Annotated in this window: 13 protein-coding genes and 1 tRNA gene; 7 read left to right on the forward strand and 7 right to left on the reverse strand. The window is 65.7% G+C overall.

The annotated features are described in order from the left end of the window. Positions 1 to 114 precede the first annotated feature (114 nt). Together SRAA_RS03480 and SRAA_RS03485 are read left to right on the forward strand one after the other, a co-directional pair. Entirely contained in the window at positions 115 to 1,146 is a 1,032-nt protein-coding gene (locus SRAA_RS03480; protein ID WP_052467471.1) for an AraC family transcriptional regulator, read from the forward strand. Positions 1,147 to 1,278: 132 nt separating this feature from the next. Next, positions 1,279 to 3,735, forward strand: a complete 2,457-nt coding sequence (locus SRAA_RS03485; RefSeq protein ID WP_045531022.1) for a YgiQ family radical SAM protein — start codon at positions 1,279 to 1,281, stop codon at positions 3,733 to 3,735. A gap of 79 nt (positions 3,736 to 3,814) precedes the next feature. On the opposite strand, the gene SRAA_RS03490 is transcribed toward SRAA_RS03485, so the two are convergent. The 5 genes from SRAA_RS03490 to SRAA_RS03510 all read right to left on the reverse strand — a co-directional run bounded on the left by SRAA_RS03490 (position 3,815) and on the right by SRAA_RS03510 (position 10,563). After that, on the reverse strand, positions 3,815 to 6,628 hold the full coding sequence (locus tag SRAA_RS03490; protein WP_082040078.1) for a cation-translocating P-type ATPase: 2,814 nt from the start codon (positions 6,626 to 6,628) through the stop codon (positions 3,815 to 3,817). A 134-nt stretch (positions 6,629 to 6,762) separates the two neighbouring features. Continuing rightward, the gene (fabG, locus tag SRAA_RS03495) at positions 6,763 to 7,506 is read right to left on the reverse strand and encodes a 3-oxoacyl-[acyl-carrier-protein] reductase (RefSeq protein WP_045531024.1); all 744 of its coding nucleotides are present in this window, start codon (positions 7,504 to 7,506) and stop codon (positions 6,763 to 6,765) included. 97 nt (positions 7,507 to 7,603) lie between these two features. Then, positions 7,604 to 8,626 (reverse strand): cytochrome d ubiquinol oxidase subunit II, encoded by a 1,023-nt coding sequence (locus tag SRAA_RS03500; protein WP_420834924.1) that lies wholly within the window; start codon positions 8,624 to 8,626, stop codon positions 7,604 to 7,606. A 1-nt stretch (position 8,627) separates the two neighbouring features. Then, positions 8,628 to 10,022 carry a cytochrome ubiquinol oxidase subunit I gene (locus SRAA_RS03505; protein ID WP_045531028.1) on the reverse strand — a complete coding sequence of 465 codons (1,395 nt, stop codon included), beginning with the start codon at positions 10,020 to 10,022 and terminating at the stop codon, positions 8,628 to 8,630. Next, positions 10,015 to 10,563, reverse strand: a complete 549-nt coding sequence (locus tag SRAA_RS03510; protein ID WP_034109836.1) for a GbsR/MarR family transcriptional regulator — start codon at positions 10,561 to 10,563, stop codon at positions 10,015 to 10,017. The genes SRAA_RS03505 and SRAA_RS03510 overlap by 8 nt, the downstream gene beginning before the upstream one ends. 236 nt (positions 10,564 to 10,799) lie before the next feature. Between SRAA_RS03510 and phaR the strand changes: the two genes are divergently transcribed. Together phaR and rimO are read left to right on the forward strand one after the other, a co-directional pair. Continuing rightward, positions 10,800 to 11,312: a polyhydroxyalkanoate synthesis repressor PhaR gene (phaR, locus tag SRAA_RS03515; RefSeq protein ID WP_045531030.1), complete on the forward strand. Its 513-nt coding sequence runs from the start codon at positions 10,800 to 10,802 to the stop codon at positions 11,310 to 11,312. 58 nt (positions 11,313 to 11,370) lie between these two features. After that, positions 11,371 to 12,804 (forward strand): 30S ribosomal protein S12 methylthiotransferase RimO, encoded by a 1,434-nt coding sequence (gene rimO, locus SRAA_RS03520; RefSeq protein WP_045531032.1) that lies wholly within the window; start codon positions 11,371 to 11,373, stop codon positions 12,802 to 12,804. A 78-nt stretch (positions 12,805 to 12,882) separates the two neighbouring features. On the opposite strand, the gene SRAA_RS03525 is transcribed toward rimO, so the two are convergent. After that, a tRNA-Leu gene (locus tag SRAA_RS03525) sits at positions 12,883 to 12,967 on the reverse strand. A 73-nt stretch (positions 12,968 to 13,040) separates the two neighbouring features. Here SRAA_RS03525 and rnr point away from each other — a divergent pair. Together rnr and SRAA_RS03535 are read left to right on the forward strand one after the other, a co-directional pair. Further along, positions 13,041 to 15,347: a ribonuclease R gene (gene rnr, locus SRAA_RS03530; RefSeq protein ID WP_045533219.1), complete on the forward strand. Its 2,307-nt coding sequence runs from the start codon at positions 13,041 to 13,043 to the stop codon at positions 15,345 to 15,347. 90 nt (positions 15,348 to 15,437) lie between these two features. Further along, positions 15,438 to 15,986, forward strand: coding sequence for a YggT family protein (locus SRAA_RS03535; RefSeq protein ID WP_045531034.1), 549 nt, complete (start codon positions 15,438 to 15,440; stop codon positions 15,984 to 15,986). Positions 15,987 to 16,003: 17 nt separating this feature from the next. Here the strand turns inward: SRAA_RS03535 and SRAA_RS03540 are convergent, their stop codons facing one another. Further along, positions 16,004 to 17,620 (reverse strand): bifunctional ADP-dependent NAD(P)H-hydrate dehydratase/NAD(P)H-hydrate epimerase, encoded by a 1,617-nt coding sequence (locus SRAA_RS03540; RefSeq protein ID WP_045531036.1) that lies wholly within the window; start codon positions 17,618 to 17,620, stop codon positions 16,004 to 16,006. A 228-nt stretch (positions 17,621 to 17,848) separates the two neighbouring features. On the opposite strand from SRAA_RS03540, the gene rpsB reads away from it, so the two are divergent. Continuing rightward, positions 17,849 to 18,598, forward strand: coding sequence for a 30S ribosomal protein S2 (rpsB, locus tag SRAA_RS03545; protein WP_045531039.1), 750 nt, complete (start codon positions 17,849 to 17,851; stop codon positions 18,596 to 18,598). Positions 18,599 to 18,701 lie beyond the last annotated feature (103 nt).

Consider the following 18,701-nt stretch of genomic DNA (forward strand, 5'->3'; position numbering starts at 1 on the left):
CTGGATACTCCTGAATGGTTTTCAGGCTACTATAGCTGCGGGCTTCCGATTTGCCATTCCGAAATGCCGCCAACTGATTGTTCCAACACGCCAAACACGCCACCGCCCCGTGTCGTGGCGCCCTACGCGCGCACACTGTGGGATACGGCGTGCGCCGAAGGCATGACACAGGCTGCGCTGGAGCAGGCACTGGGCCAAGAAGCTCCGGGTGAGGCGGACGTGCCTGTGTCCGCCTATTTGTCGCTGCTGCAGCAGGCTCTGGCCCACGCGGGGCCGGGCTTCGCCTGGCGCCTTGGGCAGAGTGTCAAGCCCACTACCTACGGCGTCAACGGCATCCTGCTGCTAGCCTGCCACACGTTGGGCGAGGCGCTGGACCAGGTGCTGCGTTTCGAGTCGCTGGTGCATGACTTGGGGCGATCCACCCTCACGTGGCAGGGCGACACGGTGGAATATGTCTGGTGCAACGGCTGGGGTAGCCATCCGGCGGCGGATGCGCTGGTCGAGTCGGTGTTTTCCGGCATCCATGCCTGCGCTCAGTGGCTCGTTGGGAAGCCGATTGCGGGTGTTGCGTTGGAGTTTTCGCACCGTCAAGACGATGCCACGGCGCAGGCTATCTCTCAGGCCAGCGGGGCGCGCGTTCGTTGGGGCGGTGCGTTGCATCGAGCCAACTTCCCTGCGGCACTGCTGAGCCTGCAGATTCCTCAGGCCAATAAAACGCTGCTGCCGCTCCTGCAACGGCATGCCGACGAGCTGTTGCAGGCACGCCACCCACGCGAGGGCGGTATCGTGGCGCAGGTGCGCCAAAGCATCTCTGGTCGGCTGGGGCGAGGCGCTGTGAAGCTGGCCGATGTGGCGGATGACTTGCACCTATCCACGCGCACCCTGCAGCGCCGCTTGGCCGAGACCGGCATGACCTACCAGGCACTGATCGATGCCACGAGGCACGAGCTGGCCTGTCACTACCTAGCCACTTCGGCCATGCCGATTGCCGAGGTGGGCTACCTGCTGGGGTACCACGAGTCAGCGGCCTTCCACCATGCCTTCAAGCAGTGGCAGGGGCAGGGGCCGGGCCAATACCGGGCCGGATGCGCCGAGCTTCGGACGGCACATTACCCTGCACGTCCCAATGGCTGGTCTGCATCTTGACCCGACCCGGCGGTACCAACATCTGCTCGGTGTGGGGGTAATCGGTGCAAGGTGCAAATTTCAGGGGTGCGTCATAGAATCAAGGGTTACCCCACATGGCAGCCGTCAATCCCCCAAGGCACCACCCCCCCCATGACCGCCTACGTTGACGTCTCCTTTTTCCCGCGCCCGGCCAAGCCGCTGCCCAGTTTCAAACCCTACTGGGCCAAGCGCTTGGGCGTTGCGCCCTTTTTGCCCACCAGCCGCGCCGAGATGGAGCGCCTGGGCTGGGACAGTTGCGACGTGGTGCTGGTCACCGGCGACGCCTATGTCGATCACCCCAGCTTTGGCATGGCGGTGATCGGGCGCGTGCTGGAGGCGCAGGGCTTTCGCGTGGGCATCATCGCCCAGCCCGATTGGCACAGCGCCGAGCCCTTCAAGCTGCTGGGGCGGCCCAATCTGTTCTGGGGCGTGACCTCGGGCAATATGGATTCGATGATCAACCGCTACACGGCCGATCGCAAAATCCGCTCCGACGACGCCTACACCCCTGGCGACGTGGGCGGCAAGCGCCCGGACCGGGCCGCCATCGTTTACAGCCAGCGCTGCCGCGAAGCCTACAAGGATGTGCCGATCGTGCTCGGCGGCATCGAAGGCTCGCTGCGCCGCATCGCCCACTACGACTACTGGAGCGACCAGGTGCGGCGCTCGGTCGTGGTCGATGCCAAGTGCGACCTGCTGCTGTATGGCAACGCCGAGCGCGCCATCGTCGAGATCGCGCACCGGCTGGCGCGGCGCGAGCCGGTGCAGCAGATCACCGACGTGCGCGGCACCGCCTTCGTGCGCCGCAGCAGCGCGCCGGACTGGATCGAGCTCGATTCGACCGAAGTCGATCGCCCCGGCCGCGTGGAAGCGCACTTGAGCCCCTACCTGAGCACCAGCGAGCAGGCGCAGGCGCGCGGGGCGAGCTGTTCGAAAGAAGAAACATCCGTTCAGGCTGAGCCTGTCGAAGCCCTTGCGAGCCCTTCGATCCTTCGACAAGCTCAGGATAGGCCAAGCTCAGGGCGAACGGTGCAGGTGCAGGTCGAAGCTCCTGCCCCCGTTCGGGCTGAGCCTGTCGAAGCCCTAGCGAGCCCTTCGATCCTTCGACAAGCTCAGGACGGGCCAAGCTCAGGGCGAACGGTAAATTGGGAGGTCAAACCCATCACCCTCCACCCCCCGCTGGCCCAGCGCACCAAGGCCGCCGCACCGGCACGCGAGCGCACCGTGATCCGCCTGCCCAGCTACGAGCAGGTGCGCGCCGACCCGGTGCTGTACGCCCACGCCAGCCGCGTGCTGCACCTGGAAACCAACCCCGGCAACGCGCGCGCGCTGGTGCAGGCGCACGGCAGCGGCGCCACGGCGCGCGAGGTCTGGATCAACCCGCCGCCCATCCCCTTGAGCAGCGCCGAAATGGACTGGGTGTTCGACCTGCCCTATGCGCGCAGCCCGCACCCGAGCTACGCCGACGAACACGGCCGCCACGACGGGACTACCAAAATCCCGGCCTGGGAGATGATCCGCTTCAGCGTCAACATCATGCGCGGCTGCTTTGGCGGTTGCAGCTTTTGCTCCATCACCGAGCACGAAGGCCGCATCATCCAGAGCCGCTCCGAAGACTCGATCGTGCGCGAAGTCGAGCAAATCCGCGACCAGGTGGCGGGCTTTACCGGCGTCATCAGCGACCTCGGCGGCCCCACCGCCAATATGTACCGTCTCGGCTGCAAGAGCCCCGAGATCGAGGCCGCCTGCCGCAAACCGAGCTGCGTCTATCCCGGCATCTGCTCCAACCTGCACACCGATCACCGGCCGCTGATCTCGATCTACCGGCGCACGCGCGCGCTGCCGGGCATCAAAAAGGTGCTGATCGGCTCCGGCCTGCGCTACGACCTGGCGGTGCAAAGCCCGGAGTACGTGCAGGAGCTGGTGCAGCACCACGTGGGCGGCTACCTCAAGATCGCGCCCGAGCACACCGAGGGCGGGCCGCTGTCGAAAATGATGAAGCCCGGCATCGGCAGCTACGAGCGCTTCAAAAAGCTGTTCGAGCAGTACAGCGCCGAGGCCGGCAAGAAGCAGTACCTGATCCCGTACTTCATCGCCGCGCATCCCGGCACCAGCGACGCCGACATGATGCAGCTCGCGCTCTGGCTCAAGCGCAACGGCTTTCGCGCCGACCAGGTGCAGACCTTCTACCCCAGCCCCATGGCCAGCGCCACCGCCATGTACCACAGCGGGCTCAACCCGCTCAAGGGCATCCACCGTGACGCCCGCGCCGAGCGCGTGGATGTCGTCAAGGGCGACCGGCGCCGGCGCCTGCACAAAGCCTTTTTGCGCTACCACGACCCGGCCAACTGGCCGCTGCTGCGCGAGGCGCTCAAAGCCATGGGCCGCGCCGACCTGATCGGCAACGGGCGCCAGCACCTGATTCCCAGCTTCCAACCCAGCAGCAGCCCCAGCGGCTACCAGAGCCCACGGCGCAGCAACAGCACGCCGGTGCGCCCCGGCACGCTGCTGACGCAGCACACCGGGCTGCCGCCACGGGCCGGGGTGGCGGGCAAGAAAAAACGCTGATCGGGGTGCGACGGGGCGCAACCAGTGTGGGCTGCAGGGCCCGCGCGTGGTAGCGGGCGGGCGTATCTGGCCCGGCGCATCAGGCCGGGGTTTTGGGTTGCGCCAAGGCCGTGTGCGCCGCAGCGCCGCGGCCTTTGCCACCACGCCACAGCCGCAGCCCCAGCTTGCGCGCCTCTTCCAGCACCAGCACGCTGGCGGCTACGGCCGTGGCCAGCAGCCAGTCGTGCAGACTCAGGTCGGTGGTGTTGAAGAAAGCCTGCAGCGGCCCCCAGTGCACCACCAGGATCTGCAACGGGATCACCACCCCCAGCGACATCCACAGCCAGCGGTTGGTGAACAGTTGCCGGTTGAAGGCCGTGCCATGTTCGTTGCGGGCATTGAAGAGGTTGAAGAACTGGAACAGCACGAAAGTGGTCCAGGCCAGCGTGAGCGCATAGGTCTCGCCCTTGGGCTGGGCGTACCAGAACAGCGCCAGTGTGCCGACCGTCATGCAGAAACCATAAAAAAACAGTTGTGCAATGCGGCTGCCGCTCAAAATGCGCGCATCGGGGCGGCGCGGCGGCTCGTCCATGACGCCGGTGCGCGGCGGCTCCACCCCCAGGCTCAGGGCGGGCGGCCCGTCCATGATGATGTTGACCCACAAAATCTGCACCGCCGTAAAGGGTGTGGGCAGTCCCAGCAGGCTGGCGCCCAGCACGGTCTGCATGGCCCCGATGTTGGTCGAGACCTGAAAACGCACGAATTTGACGATGTTGTCGTAAATGGCGCGGCCCTCGCGCACCGCGCGCACGATGGTGGCGAAGTTGTCGTCGGTGAGCACCATCACCGCGGCTTCTTTGGTGACTTCGGTGCCGGTGATGCCCATTGCCACGCCGATGTCGGCGTGTTTCAGCGCCGGGGCGTCGTTGACGCCGTCGCCGGTCATGGCGGTGACGTGGCCGTCGGCCTTGAGCGCTTGCACGATGCGCACCTTGTGTTCGGGCGCCACGCGGGCAAACACGGCGATGCGGTCGATGCGCGCCGCCAGCGCTTCCACGCTGAGCGCATCGAGCTCGCGCCCCTCGATCACCTCGCCGTGCAGGCCGAGCTCGCGCGCGATCGCCGCCGCCGTGATGCGGTGGTCGCCGGTGATCATCTTGACCTGGATGCCGGCGTGCTGGCACTGCGCAATGGCCTCGCGCGCCTCCGGGCGCGGCGGGTCGATCAGGCCCACCAGGCCGACCAGCGTCAGCTCCTGGGCGTGCTGCATCAGCTCGCCGGCGGGGTCGAAGTCGCGCGCTGGCAGGGTTTTGGTGGCCACCGCCAGCACCCGCATGGCCTGGCTGGCCAGGCGCTCGTTCTCGGTCTGCCAGAAAGCCGCATCGAGCGCGGCTTCGCCCTCGCCCTCACCCACGTCACTGAGCTGGCGGCTGGCGCGCGTGAGCAGCACATCGGGCGCGCCCTTGACATACATGCGCACCCACTCGCCGTCGTGGTGGAAGGTGGCTTGGAATTTGTGCGCCGAATCGAAGGGGATTTCGGCAATGCGCGGGTTGTGCGCGGCCAGCGCTTCGGCATCGACCCCGCCCTTGGCCGCCAAGGCCAGCAGCGCGCCCTCGGTCGGGTCGCCGATCAGGCGGCCGTCGCGGATGCGGCTGTCGTTGGCCAGCGCCGCCGGGTGCAGCAGGGGCAGGAAGTCGGGCAGGGCGGCACGGTCGGCGGCATCGGCGGCAGCGATCAGGCCCGCTGCGGTGTAGCCTTCGCCCGAGACGGTGAAGCGGCGCTGCCTGAAAACCAGACTGCGCGCGCTCATCTGGTTTAGGGTCAGGGTGCCGGTCTTGTCGGAGCAGATCACGGTGGTGCAGCCCAGGGTTTCGACCGCCGTCATGCGCTTGACGATGGCGCGGTGCTGCGCCATTGCGAACATGCCCAGCGCCAGCGTGACGGTGAGCACGGCCGGCAGGCCGTCGGGGGTGGCGGCCACGGCCAGCGCCAGCGAGGTCAGCAGCAGGTTGGCCAGTTCATCGCCGCGCCACATGCCGAGGGTAAAAATCACCGTCACCACGATGGCGGCGATCAGCACCAGCTTGCGCGCCAGCCCATCGATCTGCTTTTGCAGCGGGGTGGCACCGGTTTCGGCCTTGGCCAGCATGTCGGCCAGGCGGCCCATCTCGGTGCCCATGCCGGTGCCGGTGACGAGCAGCTCGGCACGCCCGCGCGTGACGCCGGTGTTCATGAATGCCATGTTGAGGCGGTCGCCCAGCGGGGCCGCCAGCGGCGCCACGAAGGCCGCGTCTTTGCCCACGGTGTGCGACTCGCCGGTGAGGGCCGCTTCGTCGATCTCCACATTGTGCGCCGCCAGCAGACGGCCGTCGGCCGGAACCCGGTCCCCGGCTTCGAGCAGCACCACGTCGCCGGGAACGAGGGTGCTGGCTTCGATTTCTTCTACGCGACCGCTGCGGCGCACACGCGCTAGGGGGGCCAGCATTTTTTTCAAGGCCGCAAGCGTTTTCTCGGCCCGGTACTCCTGCCAAAAGCCCAGCACGGCGTTGAAGCACACCACCACCAGGATCACGGTCACGCTCTTGAAGTCGCCGATGAAGGCGGCCAGCACCGCGGCGACCAGCAAGATGATGATCAGCATGCTCTTGAATTGATCGAGCAAACCGCGCCAGAGCGGGCGCGGTGGCGGTTCGGCGAGCTTATTGGCGCCGTGCTGCTGCAGGCGCTGCGCGGCCTCTAGTGGGCTCAGGCCCGGCGCGGACTCGACGCCGAGCTGCAGCGCACAGGCTGGCGCGCTCAGGGTGTGCCATGGCGGGCTGCTGGAAGTGGCAGCAGGGGCCGCGGGGGTGGCCTCAGGCGCTGCGGCCGAATTTGGGGCCGGATTGGGGTCAAGGCGAGGCGGGGCGGTCATGGTGTGGGCTTTCGCGTTTGGGTGCCCAGCCATGATACGCCTGCCATTTGGCAGAAACGAGTTAGAAGCCGCGTTGCCAGTGCCCCAAACCTCAGCTTGGGGCTGAGGGTTCGTTCGTAAATTTTCGACTTGGCTTAAACCGTCATGCCGCCGCAGACTTCAAGCACCGCGCCATTGACGTAGCTGGCCTCGTCGCTGGCCAAGAAGGCATAGACGTTGGCGATTTCCAGCGGCTGCGCCAGCCGCTTGAGCGGCACCCGGCTTTCCATCTCTTTGAGCACTTTGTCGGGGATGGTGCGCAGGATCGGGGTATCCACAAAGCCCGGCGCCACGGCGTTGACGCGCACGCCTTTGGGGCCGAGTTCGCGGCTCCAGGTTTTGGTGAAGCCGATCACGCCAAACTTGCTGGCGGCGTAGTTGGTCTGGCCAAAGTTGCCGTAAATCCCCACCACACTGGAGGCGTTGAGGATCACGCCTGCGCCTTGCGCCACCATGGCATCGGCCACCGCCTGGCTGCAATGGAAGACGCCACGCAAATTCACGTCGAGCACGCGATCGAACTGCTCCAAGCTCATTTTTTGCAGCCGGGCGTCTTGGGTGATGCCGGCGTTGTTGACCAGCACGTCGATGCGGCCGTATTGCTGCAACACCTCGGCCACCAGCGCATCGACCTGGGGGCGTTGCGTCACGTCGAGCACCCGCCCGAGCGCCTGTGCACCCAGGGCCTGGCACTGAGCCACCACCTCGTCGATGGCGCTCTGGCGCAGGTCGCAGACCACCACGGTGGCCCCTTCGGCGGCGAATTTGAGGGCGGTGGCGGCCCCGATGCCTTGGGCGGCACCGGTGATGAGGCAGATTTTGTTTTGTAGGCGTTTCATGGGCGGTATGGGTAGAAGGGTGAAGCCAAGCGCACAAAGCTAGCACAGCCGCCTTGCGCCAAGCTGATGGCTTGCCACCCCCGCTACCCTGCCGGCCTCAGGTGTAATCCGCTATCTGTGCCTTGCCCCCAAACACCCGGTACACAAACAGCGACGAAGCGATGATGATCGGCAGCATCACGCAGGCGCCGAGGAAAATTAGCCAGAGGGCTTCGGGCGAGGCCGCCGCTTGCCACAGCGTCATTTGATCGATCACCAAATACGGGAACAGGCTGTAGGCCAAGCCGTAAAACGCCAGCAGGAAAATGCCCACTGTGGCCGCAAAGGGCACCGCAGTGCCGTACTCGTTGCCTTGCTGCAACCGGGTTGGCAGCCGCTCTAGGCTGCGCCAGATGAGGTAAAACAGCAGCAGCGTCATGAGCGGAATCGGGGCCAGCAGCACCACCCAAGGCAGGCTAAACCACTTGTCGAAAATGCGTTCGGAGGCAAAGGGCGTGGCCAGCGACACCGCCGCAACGCCCAGCGCGGTCCACCACAGGCTGGCCTTGGCCCAGCGCAACGCCTGTTGCTGCAGCGCGCCGCTGGTCTTGAAGATCAGCCAGCCGGCCCCGAGCAAGCAGTAGCCCGCCACCAGGCACACGGCAATCAGGCTGGCAAAGGCAAAGGCGGCCCAGCCGCTGGCAAAACCCAGCACCATCGATCCCAGCATATGGCCTTGGGCCAGCGTGGCAATCAGCGAACCAGCCCAGAAAGCCTGGTTCCAACCCGCCTTGTGTTCGGGTGCGGCCTTGGAGCGAAATTTGAACGCCACGCCGCGCAGGCACAGGCCGAACAGCATCAGCGCCACCGGCAGGTACAACGCGGTCAGGACCACCCCGTGCGCCAGCGGGAACGCAACCATCAGCAGGCCCACCCCAAGCACCAACCAGGTTTCGTTGGCGTCCCAAAAGGGGCCGATGGAGGCAATCATCACGTCTTTGTCCGGATCGGTGGCGCGGCGCAGCAAGATGCCCACGCCAAGGTCGTAACCGTCCAGAATCACGTAGGCCAGCATGCTCAGGCCGAGCAGCAGGTAGAAGGCCAGCGGCAACCAGCCGGCTGGCGTCATCAGGTCGGGCATGTCAAACACCTTTGGGCTCCAATGCAGTTACGGGCAGGGTCGGGCTGGGTGGCTCGGGAGCCTTCGGCTTGGGCTCCAGCAATTCAGCCGGGCCGGCCTTTTTGGCCAAGCGGAACAACACCGCGATGTAAGCCGTCAGCAGCACGGCATAGAGCAGCAAGTAACCGGTCAGCGTCATGGCGATCTGCGGGCCGGGCACCGGGCCAGCCGCGTCGGCCACCAGCTGCAAGCCCTGCACCATCCAAGGCTGGCGCCCGATTTCGGTGGTGTACCAGCCGGCCAGCACCGCCACCCAGCCCGAAAAAGTCATCAGAAACAGCACGCGCGCCAACAGCACCGAGGGCTCACTGCCTTGGCGGCGCAAGCGCCACGCGGCCCAAAAGCCCACCACCAGCATCGCCACGCCGATGCCCACCATCACCCTAAAGGTCCAAAACACCACCGCCACGGGCGGGTGCTTGCCCTCGAATTCGTTCAAGCCCTTGAGCTCGCCGTCCGGGTCGTGGGTGAGAATAATGGAGGCCAGCTTGGGGATTTCGATGGCAAAGTGGGTGGTGCGCGCTTCTTCGTCAGGAAAGCCAAACAGCACCAGCGGCACCCCGCGATCGGTTTCCCAGATGGCCTCGATGGCGGCGATTTTGGCCGGCTGGTATTTGAGTGTGTTCAGGCCGTGCAGGTCGCCAATGAAGATTTGCAAAGGAATAAGCAGCGCACCCATGAAGGCCCCCGTGCGCAGGGTGGCCAGCACCGCCGCGCTGCGGTCGCCGCGCAGCCAGCGCCACGCCGACAGACCGGCAATCAAGAAGGCCACGGTCAGGAACGAGGCCACCATCATGTGCGAAAAGCGGTAGGGGAAGGAGGGGTTGAAGATGATCGCCCACCAGTCGGTGGCGTGCGCCACGCCGTCGCGCATCTCAAAGCCGGCCGGGGTGTGCATCCACGAGCTCAGCACCAAAATCCAGAACGCTGACAGGGTGGTGGCCAGCGCCACCATCAGGGTCGAGAGGGTGTGCACCCGGTTGCTGACGCGGTTGAAGCCAAACAACATCACGCCAACGAAGATGGCCTCGATGAAAAAGGCCGTCAGCACCTCGTAGGCCAGCAGCGGGCCAGCGATGTTGCCAAAGGTGTTCATGAAGCCCGGCCAGTTGGTGCCGAACTGAAAGCTCATGATGATGCCGCTCACCACCCCGAGCGAAAAACTGAGCGCGAACACTTTCACCCACAAGGCGTAGGCGTCCATCCATTTCATATCCGCCGTGCGGTGGTAGCGCCACTTGAAGAACAGCAGCACCCACGCCAAGCCGATGGTGATGGTGGGAAACAGGATGTGAAAGCTGATGTTGGCGGCAAACTGGATGCGCGCTAGCAGCAGCGGGTCGAGGAAATCAAGCATTTTTGCCTCCAATGAAACGGTCTCTGGCATCAAGCAGCTTGCCCACTTTGCGGCCAAGCTTCATCAATTCGACCACGCGCTCGCGGTCCATTTCTCGCACCTCCTCGAACCAGCTCGTGGCTAGTTCAATCAGATCGTGCATTTCGCGCATGCGCTCTTGGGCATGTTTGTCCACCGGGTCGACCACCGGCTCCAGCAGCGCATCGCGCAACATCGACAAGGTGGGGTCCACCTCGCGCTTGCGCCGCTGCTCGGCCAAGGTCTGAAAGATCGCCCACACGTCTTCGGGGGCTGAAAAATACTCGCGCCGGTCACCCGGCAGGTGTTGCAAGCGCACCAAGCCCCAGCTTTGCAGCTCTTTCAGGCCCATGCTCACGTTGGAGCGCGAAAATCCCAGTGCGTCGGCGATGTCTTCGGCGTTGAGGGGTTGCGGCGACACAAACAACAGGGCATACATCTGCCCCACGGTGCGGTTGATGCCCCAGCGGCTGCCCATTTCGCCAAAGTGCAGCACGAAGCGTTGGACCAAAGGTGTATTCATGGTTTGCTGTTATTTCAGAAATTTGTGAAATTGTAGGTTTTGTTGATTAACCTCAAACTTGACCAGTGCTTAGGGTGATGAGGGCGAGCCGCTCAGACCCCTTGGCTGCAACCCCGGCTGCTCTGCCTCTACAATCGGAGGCGGCTCACACAAGCCGCTTGGGCTGTGTGGGTTGCATGCCCACTTCCCTTGTGTCAGGCCGTTATCGCCTTCCCACCGCCCAGAAAGCCCGCACCGTGCAAGACCCCCAGGCTTTAGAAGCGCCCGCGCCCGGCCATTCGCTGCGCGTGATCAAAAAGTACCCCAACCGCCGCCTCTACGACACCGAAACCTCGGCCTACATCACGCTGGCCGAAGTCAAGGAGCTGGTGATGCGGGTGCAGCCCTTCGTGGTGCGCGACGCCAAGAGCGGCGAAGACCTCACGCGCAGCATCCTGCTGCAAATCATTTTGGAAGAAGAAAGCGCCGGCGTGCCGCTGTTTTCCGAGAAGCTGCTGGCCAACCTGATCCGCTTCTACGGCCACTCGATGCAGGCCAATATGGGCCACTACCTGGAAAAAAACCTGCAAATCTTCATGGATGTGCAGCAAAAAATGGCCGACCAGGCCAAAGACCTCACGCCCGAGCTGTGGCAGCAGTTCGTCAAAGCGCAGGCCCCGCTGATGCTGGGCAACTACTACAGCCAGTCGCAGCACGCGCTGGCGCAGATGCAAGAGCAGATGCTGGCCGCCTTCGGGCTCAAGCGCTGATTGCCTTCCTGCAACCCCGGTTCGCTGTGCCCCACAGCGAAGCTGAGACAATCGGGGCATGAGTGCAACCCTTGATCCTTTGGCCCCAGCGGCCTCACACGCGCCCCGGCCCGCGCCCAAAGTGGGCTTCGTCAGCTTGGGCTGCCCCAAGGCTCTGACCGACTCCGAGCTTATCCTGACCCGGCTGCACGCCGAGGGTTATCAAACCAGCAAGAGCTACCAGGGGGCCGATCTGGTGATCGTCAACACCTGCGGCTTCATCGACGAGGCGGTGCAAGAAAGCCTTGACGCCATTGGCGAGGCGCTGGCCGCCAACGGCCGGGTGCTGGTCACCGGCTGCCTGGGCGCGCGCCAAGGTGAGGACGGGGCCAACCTGGTGCGCCAGATGCACCCCTCGGTGCTGGCCGTGACCGGGCCGCACGCCACCGAGGAAGTGATGCAGGCGGTGCACCAGCACCTGCCACCGCCGCCGCACGACCCGTTCCTCGATTTGCTGCCCGCGCGTCCCTCACAGGTGATCGAGGGCGTGGGCGTCAAGCTCACGCCGCGCCACTACGCCTACCTAAAAATCAGCGAAGGCTGCAACCACCGCTGCACCTTTTGCATCATCCCCTCGCTGCGCGGCGACTTGGTGAGCCGCCCGGTGGGCGAGGTGCTGACCGAGGCGCGCAAGCTGTTCGAGGCCGGGGTCAAGGAGCTGCTGGTGGTGAGCCAAGACACCTCGGCCTACGGCGTCGATGTGCAGTACCGCACCGGCTTTTGGGATGGCCGGCCGATCAAGAGCAAGCTGTTTGACCTCGTGCGTGCGCTGGGCGAGCTGGCGCGCCCGCACGGGGCCTGGGTGCGGCTGCACTACGTCTATCCCTACCCGCACGTGGACGAAATCCTCCCGCTGATGGCCGATGGGCTGGTGCTGCCCTACCTCGACGTGCCGCTGCAACACAGCCACCCGGATGTGCTCAAGCGCATGAAGCGCCCGGCCAGCGGCGAGCGCAACCTTGAGCGCATCCAGCGCTGGCGCGAGCTCTGCCCGGAACTGGTGCTGCGCAGCACCTTCATCGCCGGTTTCCCGGGCGAGAGCGAGGCCGAGTTCGAGCACCTGCTGGACTTCGTGGCGCAGGCGCAGATCGACCGCGCCGGCTGCTTTGCCTACTCGCCGGTGCAAGGGGCGGCCGCCAACGCGCTGCCTAGTGCACTGCCCGATGCGCTGCGCCACGAGCGCCGGGCGCGCTTCATGGCCGTCGCCGAGGGCGTGGCGGTGGCGCGCTTGCAGCGCCGCGTGGGGGCCACCATGCAGGTGCTGGTGGACCAGGCGCACAGCCTGGGCAAAAAGGGCGGGGTGGGGCGCAGCTACGCCGACGCGCCCGAGATCGATGGCTTGGTGCGCCTGTTACCGACCCAAAAAGCCAGCCAGAGCTACCGGGTGGGCGAGTTTGTGCGCGCGCGCATCGTGGCCGCCGAGGGGCACGACCTGGTGGGTTTGCCGCTTTGAGGGGCTGGCGGCGACAAGCAGGCAAGAAAAAAGCCTGCGCATTGAATGTGGTTCAATGTGCAGGCTCTTTGCCTTGTGTGGTGCCCAGGAGAGGACTCGAACCTCCACGCCTCTCAGCGCTAGTACCTGAAACTAGTGCGTCTACCAATTCCGCCACCTGGGCTTTCAGATAAGCCGCTAGTATAGCATGACCCAAACGAGTGAAAAAACGAGTGAAAGAAAAAATCCAAAACCCAATGCTGACCGAATTTGACGGCGTGGTGCATGGCCACCGCGACGGCCACGGCTTCGTGCAGCGCGACGACGGCCAGCCCGACCTCTACCTTTCGCCCAATGAGATGCGCGCCGTGCTGCACCGCGACCGCGTCAAGGCGCGCATCATTGGGCACGACCGACGCGGCCGGCCCGAGGGGCGCGTGACCGAAATCATCGAGCGCTCCAGTGCACCCCTGATCGGCCGCCTGCTGCACGAAGGCGGGATCTGGCTGCTGGCGCCGGAAGACAAACGCTATGGCCAAGACGTGCTGATCCCCAAGGGGGCCACCGGGGCGGCGCAAGCGGGGCAGGTGGTGGTGGTCGAGCTGACCGAGCCGCCGGCCTTGTTTGGGCAGCCGGTCGGGCGCGTCAAAGAGGTGCTGGGCGAGATCGACGACCCCGGCATGGAAATCGAGATCGCGGTGCGCAAGTACGACGTGCCCTACCAGTTCAGCGAGGCCGCTTTGGCGCAGGCGCGCGCTTTGCCAGAGCATGTGCGCGCCACCGACCGCAAAGGCCGCATCGACCTGACCGACATCCCGCTGGTGACAATCGACGGCGAGGACGCGCGCGACTTCGACGACGCGGTGTATTGCGAGCCAGCCCGCGTCGGGCGCAGCAAGGGCTGGCGGCTGCTGGTGGCGATAGCCGATGTCAGCCACTACGTAGAAAACGGCAACGCCCTCGACGCCGACGCCTACGAGCGCGCCACCTCGGTCTATTTTCCGCGCCGCGTGATCCCGATGCTGCCGGAAAAGCTCTCCAACGGCTTGTGCTCGCTCAACCCGCAGGTCGAGCGCCTGTGCCTGGTGTGCGACATGCTCATCAACGCGAAGGGCGAGGTGCACGCCTACCAGTTCTACCCGGCCGTGATGTTCAGCCACGCCCGCCTGACCTACACCGAAGTGGCGGCGATCTTGCAAAACACCCGTGGCCCGCAAGCGCAGCAGCGTGCCGCCTTGGTGCCGCATTTGCTGCACCTGCACGAGGCTTACCGGGCGCTGTTGGGTGCGCGCCAGCGCCGTGGCGCGGTGGACTTCGAGACCGTCGAGACGCAGATCGTTTGCGACGAAGTCGGGCGCATCGAGAAAATCATCCCCCGTGTGCGCACCGAGGCGCACAAGCTGATCGAAGAAACCATGCTGGCGGCCAATGTGTGCGCGGCCGAATTCATCGCCCAGGGCAAGCAGTGGGGGCTGTACCGGGTGCACGAGGGCCCGACGCCCGAGAAGGTTGAAGCCCTGCGCCAGTACCTGAAAGCGCTGGGCGTGATGCAAAGCCTGCCGGAGCAGCCACAGCCCAAAGATTTTCAGCAGCTCGCCGCCGCCACCCAAGAGCGCCCGGACGCGGCACAAATCCACCAGATGCTGCTGCGCTCGATGCAGCAGGCCATCTACACCCCGCACAACAGCGGCCACTTCGGGCTGGCATTCGAGGCCTACACCCACTTTACCAGCCCGATCCGGCGCTACCCCGATCTGCTGGTGCACCGCCTCATCAAAGCCATTTTGGCCGAGCGCCGCTACCACTTGCCGACCCTGCCCACGCCGGGCGAGGCGCAGGCCAAGTTGTCCAAGCGCTTGGCGGGCAAGGGTGCGGCCGCAGACAGTGGCGCTGCGCCCCAAGCGCGCAGCGCAGAGGCCTTGGGCTGGCAGGCGGCGGGCCTGCATTGCAGCGCCAACGAGCGCCGCGCCGACGAGGCCAGCCGCGACGTAGAGGCCTGGCTCAAGTGCAAATACATGCGCGAACACCTGGGCGAGGAGTTCGGCGGCGTGATCAGCGCCGTCACCAGCTTTGGCCTGTTCGTGACGCTGGAAAACCTGTATGTCGAAGGGCTGGTGCACATCACCGAGCTCGGCGGCGAGTACTTCCGCTACGAAGAGGCGCGCCAGGAGCTGCGCGGCGAGCGCACTGGCATCCGCTACGCCTTGGGTTCGCGCTTGCAGGTGCAGGTGAGCCGGGTCGATTTGGACGGGCGCCGGATCGACTTCCGGCTCGTCACCGGCGACGAGCCGGCGCGGCGCCTACCGCGTGAGTCGCGTGAGCCCCGCGAACGCGGCGTCGGCAAAGCGGCCAGCCCGGGTCAGGAGCCAGGGGATGCAGCCGCTGCCGGAGTTGCGGACCCAGCCCCGCGCAAAGCCAAACGGACGCGCGCTGCGGCCACGCCTGAGGCACAATATTCGCCTAAGCGCACCCGCAAGGCGGTGCGCGAGGTGCCCCGGGCAGCTGGTACACCGGCGGCGTCGGCCACACGGGGTGCAGGCAAGATGAAAAAGGGCAAACGATGAAAATCAGACCCCCGCACGCGCTGTGCTCGCGGCCCCCGCGCAGCCTGCAAGGCTATCAGTGGTTGCGGGCCCTCGTGCCCCACTGAAAATATGTCTGCCCTCCTTTTTTTGCTTAACACGCTGTTTTTTTTCTTGGTCGGGGCGGCCCTGCTGCGCGCTTGGATGAACACGCGGCGCATGCGCATGGTGCAGCAGCCGGGCCCGTTCGTGATGGCGGTCACCAACTGGATCGTGCAGCCGCTGCGCAAATCGCTGCCACAGACTTGGGTGCAATCGCAGTTTGACGTGGCCAGCTTCATCGCGGCCTGTCTGCTGGCGCTGGCCTATTCAGCGGCTTGGCACACCCTGTTCGGAGCCGGCCTGATCGGCTCGACGGGGACGAGCCCGTTGTTTAGCGTGCCCTTTGTGGCGCTCAACTTTATGCTGCGCACCGTATTGCAGGGCCTGATGGTGCTGGCGCTGGTGTATGTGGTGCTGTCCTGGGTCCAGCCCCAGGCGCCGGTTCAGTACACACTGGGGCAGTTGCTGCAGCCCTTGTTGGCACCCATCCGGCGCGTGCTGCCCACGCTGGGCGGGGTGGATTTGTCGGTGCTGCTGCTGATCGTGCTGCTGCAAGTGGCCTTGATCTTGATCGGTTGAGCGCGCTTCAGCCGGGTTTAGAGGCAGTTGAGCAGCTCGCTGGCGCACAACAGCGGCTGCTCGGACGGCCAGCGGTCGGCGCAGCGGCCGTGGCGGTGCACCGCAGCGGCTGCGGCCTGCGCAGTCGCCTCTAGGCCGGCTTCGGCTGTGGCCAGCAGGGCTCCGATCAGTCCGGCCAACACATCGCCGGTGCCGGCGCTGGCCAGCAGCGCGTTGCCGCTGGGGTTGATGCTCGGCACCCAGCCGGGCGCGGCCACCACGGTTCCAGAGCCCTTGAGCGCCACCACGCAGCGGCTGCGTTCGGCCAATTGCTGCGCGGCACCCAGCCGGTCGGCCTGCACCTGCGCCACGCTGCAACCGAGCAGGCGCGCCGCTTCCAGCGGGTGCGGCGTGAGCACCGTTTGCCAGCCCCGATCGAGCCGGGCCATGAGCTGGGCCTGCAGCGCGGCGTCGGCGGCCAGGGCGTTGAGGGCGTCGGCGTCGAGCACCAAGCGCGGGCAGGTGGCCAGCACATCGGCCAGCAGCGCCGCCACCGCCGTGCCGCCGCCGCAGCCGCACACCGTCACGCTCTGCGCCGCAATCGGGTCGTGCAACAGCGCGGCCGCCGGGCGCAGCATCAGCTCGGGTTGCAACGGGTCGAAAACGGGGGCTGCTGCCGTGCCCGCTGCCGGTTCCAGCAGGCCCAGATAGACCCGCCCAGCCCCGCCGCGCAGGGCCGCACGAGCGGCCAGTACGGCGGCGCCGGTCATGCCGGTGCCCTGCGGGCCCGGTTGCTGGCCGCCGATCACGATCACGCTGCCGTGCGTGCCCTTGTGGGGGCTGTGCTGGCGCTGGCGCAACAGGCTGGGGCTGGGGACGGGGCCCATGCCATGGGGTGTTTCGGGCCCATGCAGCCAGGCGCTGGGCCCGGGTGCGGCCAAGCCCAGTTGGCTCCAGCCCAAGTCGTCGAACCAGATCTGGCCACTGGCTTGGCGGCCGTGGTGCGTGAACAGGCCCGGCTTGAGCGTGAGCAGGCTCAGGGTGTGGCGCAAGGGGCTGGCCGTGGGCGCGGCGCGGGCGTGCCAGTTGCCATGGTCGGCACACAAGCCGCTGGGCAGATCGACGCACAGCAGCGGGCAGGGCAGGCTTTGCAGGCGCTCGATCCAATCCAACGCCGGGCCGCGCACGGCCTGCGCCAGCCCGAGTCCAAACAGCGCGTCGATGGCCAGGTCGGGCGCATCGGGCCCATCGGCTGGCGCTTCGGCCCAGTGCAGGCCGGCTTGTTGCGCCAGCGCCCATGCGTGGCGCGCGTCATCGGGCAGGCGCTGCGCATCGCCCAGCCAGGTCACGCAGACCTGGCCGCCCAGCGGCTGCAAACGTTGCTGCCACGCCACGGCGGCGAGTAGGCCGTCGCTGCCATTGTTGCCGCCACCACACACCACCCAAACCCGGCGCGCGTGCGGGGCCAGCGCGGCGCTCAAGCGGAATACGGCAGCCCCGGCGCGCTGCATCAGGGTGTGAGCGGGCAGGTGTTGGCGCCCCAATTCGTGCTGCGCCCGTTGCTCGATGGCGCGGCTGCTCTGGCTGCCGTAGAGCGGCAAGGCGCGGGGCAAATCGGGCAGTGAGAGGCGTTGCGGATGGGCGGGCAGGTTCATGGGCTTGTTGCCGCCACGGCGGCCGTGCTAGAATACTAGAGTTTTGCCGTTGTCGTGCTTTGGGTGGCCTTTGGGTTGCTTGGGATTGTGGGGCGGTAAAACAAACGCAATTGCAATCGCAAACAGGCCCAATCGGGTGTTGCGTCCATTTTTCACTGGCAGGGTGCCGGTGCCGGGTGGCCGCGATGCGGGCCTGATTTAAGACCAAACCTGAAAGGTAACACAATCATGACCATTTCCATGCGCGAAATGCTGGAAGCCGGTGTCCATTTTGGCCACCAAACCCGCTTCTGGAACCCCAAGATGGCCCCTTACATCTTCGGCCATCGCAACAAAATCCACATCATCAACCTGGACAAGACGCTGCCTCTGTTCGAGGAAGCGGCCAAGTTTGTGCGCCAAACCACCGCCCGCGGCGGCAACGTGCTGATGGTGGGCACCAAGCGCCAAGCGCGCGACATCGTGGCCCTCGAGGCGCAGCGCGCCGGTGTGCCCTTCGTCGAGCAGCGCTGGCTCGGCGGCATGTTGACCAACTTCAAAACGGTCAAGACCTCGATCAAGCGCCTCAAAGAGATGCTGGCGCAAAAAGAAGCCGGGCTCGATCACATGTCGAAAAAAGAGCAGCTCACCTTTGGTCGTCAGATCGAGAAGCTGCAAAACGACATCGGCGGCATTCAAGACATGAACGCGCTGCCGGACGCGATTTTCGTCATCGACGTGGGTTACCACAAAATCGCCGTGGCCGAAGCGCAAAAACTCGGCATCCCGCTGATCGCCGTGGTTGACACCAACCACTCGCCAATCGGCATCGACTACGTCATCCCTGGCAACGACGACTCGGCCAAGGCCGTGGCCTTGTATGCGCGCGGCATCGCCGACGCCATCATCGAAGGCCGGGCCAACGCCGTCAGCAACGTGGTGCAAGCGGTGCAGGCGAGCAATGGCGACGAGTTCGTCGAGGTCAAAGAAGAAGCCTGAGCCTTCGCTACGCCAGCTACAAAAGGGGCGGTTGCGCCCCTTTTTTGTAAGCAATTTTTCATATTGATAACGCAAGCTCGGGCCTTTGAGCCCGCAACGGAGT

The sequence above is a fragment of the Serpentinimonas raichei genome, from assembly GCF_000828895.1.
In the GTDB taxonomy this organism is placed as follows: Bacteria; Pseudomonadota; Gammaproteobacteria; order Burkholderiales; family Burkholderiaceae_C; genus Serpentinimonas; species Serpentinimonas raichei.

Excerpts from the sequence above, each read along its gene's own strand:
- SRAA_RS03485 (WP_045531022.1), top strand. The coding sequence starts at position 1,279 with ATGACCGCCTACGTTGACGTCTCCTTTTTCCCGCGCCCGGCCAAGCCG.
- SRAA_RS03490 (WP_082040078.1), bottom strand. The coding sequence starts at position 6,628 with ATGACCGCCCCGCCTCGCCTTGACCCCAATCCGGCCCCAAATTCGGCC.
- fabG (WP_045531024.1), bottom strand. The coding sequence starts at position 7,506 with ATGAAACGCCTACAAAACAAAATCTGCCTCATCACCGGTGCCGCCCAA.
- SRAA_RS03500 (WP_420834924.1), bottom strand. The coding sequence starts at position 8,626 with ATGCCCGACCTGATGACGCCAGCCGGCTGGTTGCCGCTGGCCTTCTAC.
- SRAA_RS03505 (WP_045531028.1), bottom strand. The coding sequence starts at position 10,022 with ATGCTTGATTTCCTCGACCCGCTGCTGCTAGCGCGCATCCAGTTTGCC.
- SRAA_RS03510 (WP_034109836.1), bottom strand. The coding sequence starts at position 10,563 with ATGAATACACCTTTGGTCCAACGCTTCGTGCTGCACTTTGGCGAAATG.
- rimO (WP_045531032.1), top strand. The coding sequence starts at position 11,371 with ATGAGTGCAACCCTTGATCCTTTGGCCCCAGCGGCCTCACACGCGCCC.
- rnr (WP_045533219.1), top strand. The coding sequence starts at position 13,041 with ATGCTGACCGAATTTGACGGCGTGGTGCATGGCCACCGCGACGGCCAC.
- SRAA_RS03535 (WP_045531034.1), top strand. The coding sequence starts at position 15,438 with ATGTCTGCCCTCCTTTTTTTGCTTAACACGCTGTTTTTTTTCTTGGTC.
- SRAA_RS03540 (WP_045531036.1), bottom strand. The coding sequence starts at position 17,620 with ATGAACCTGCCCGCCCATCCGCAACGCCTCTCACTGCCCGATTTGCCC.
- rpsB (WP_045531039.1), top strand. The coding sequence starts at position 17,849 with ATGACCATTTCCATGCGCGAAATGCTGGAAGCCGGTGTCCATTTTGGC.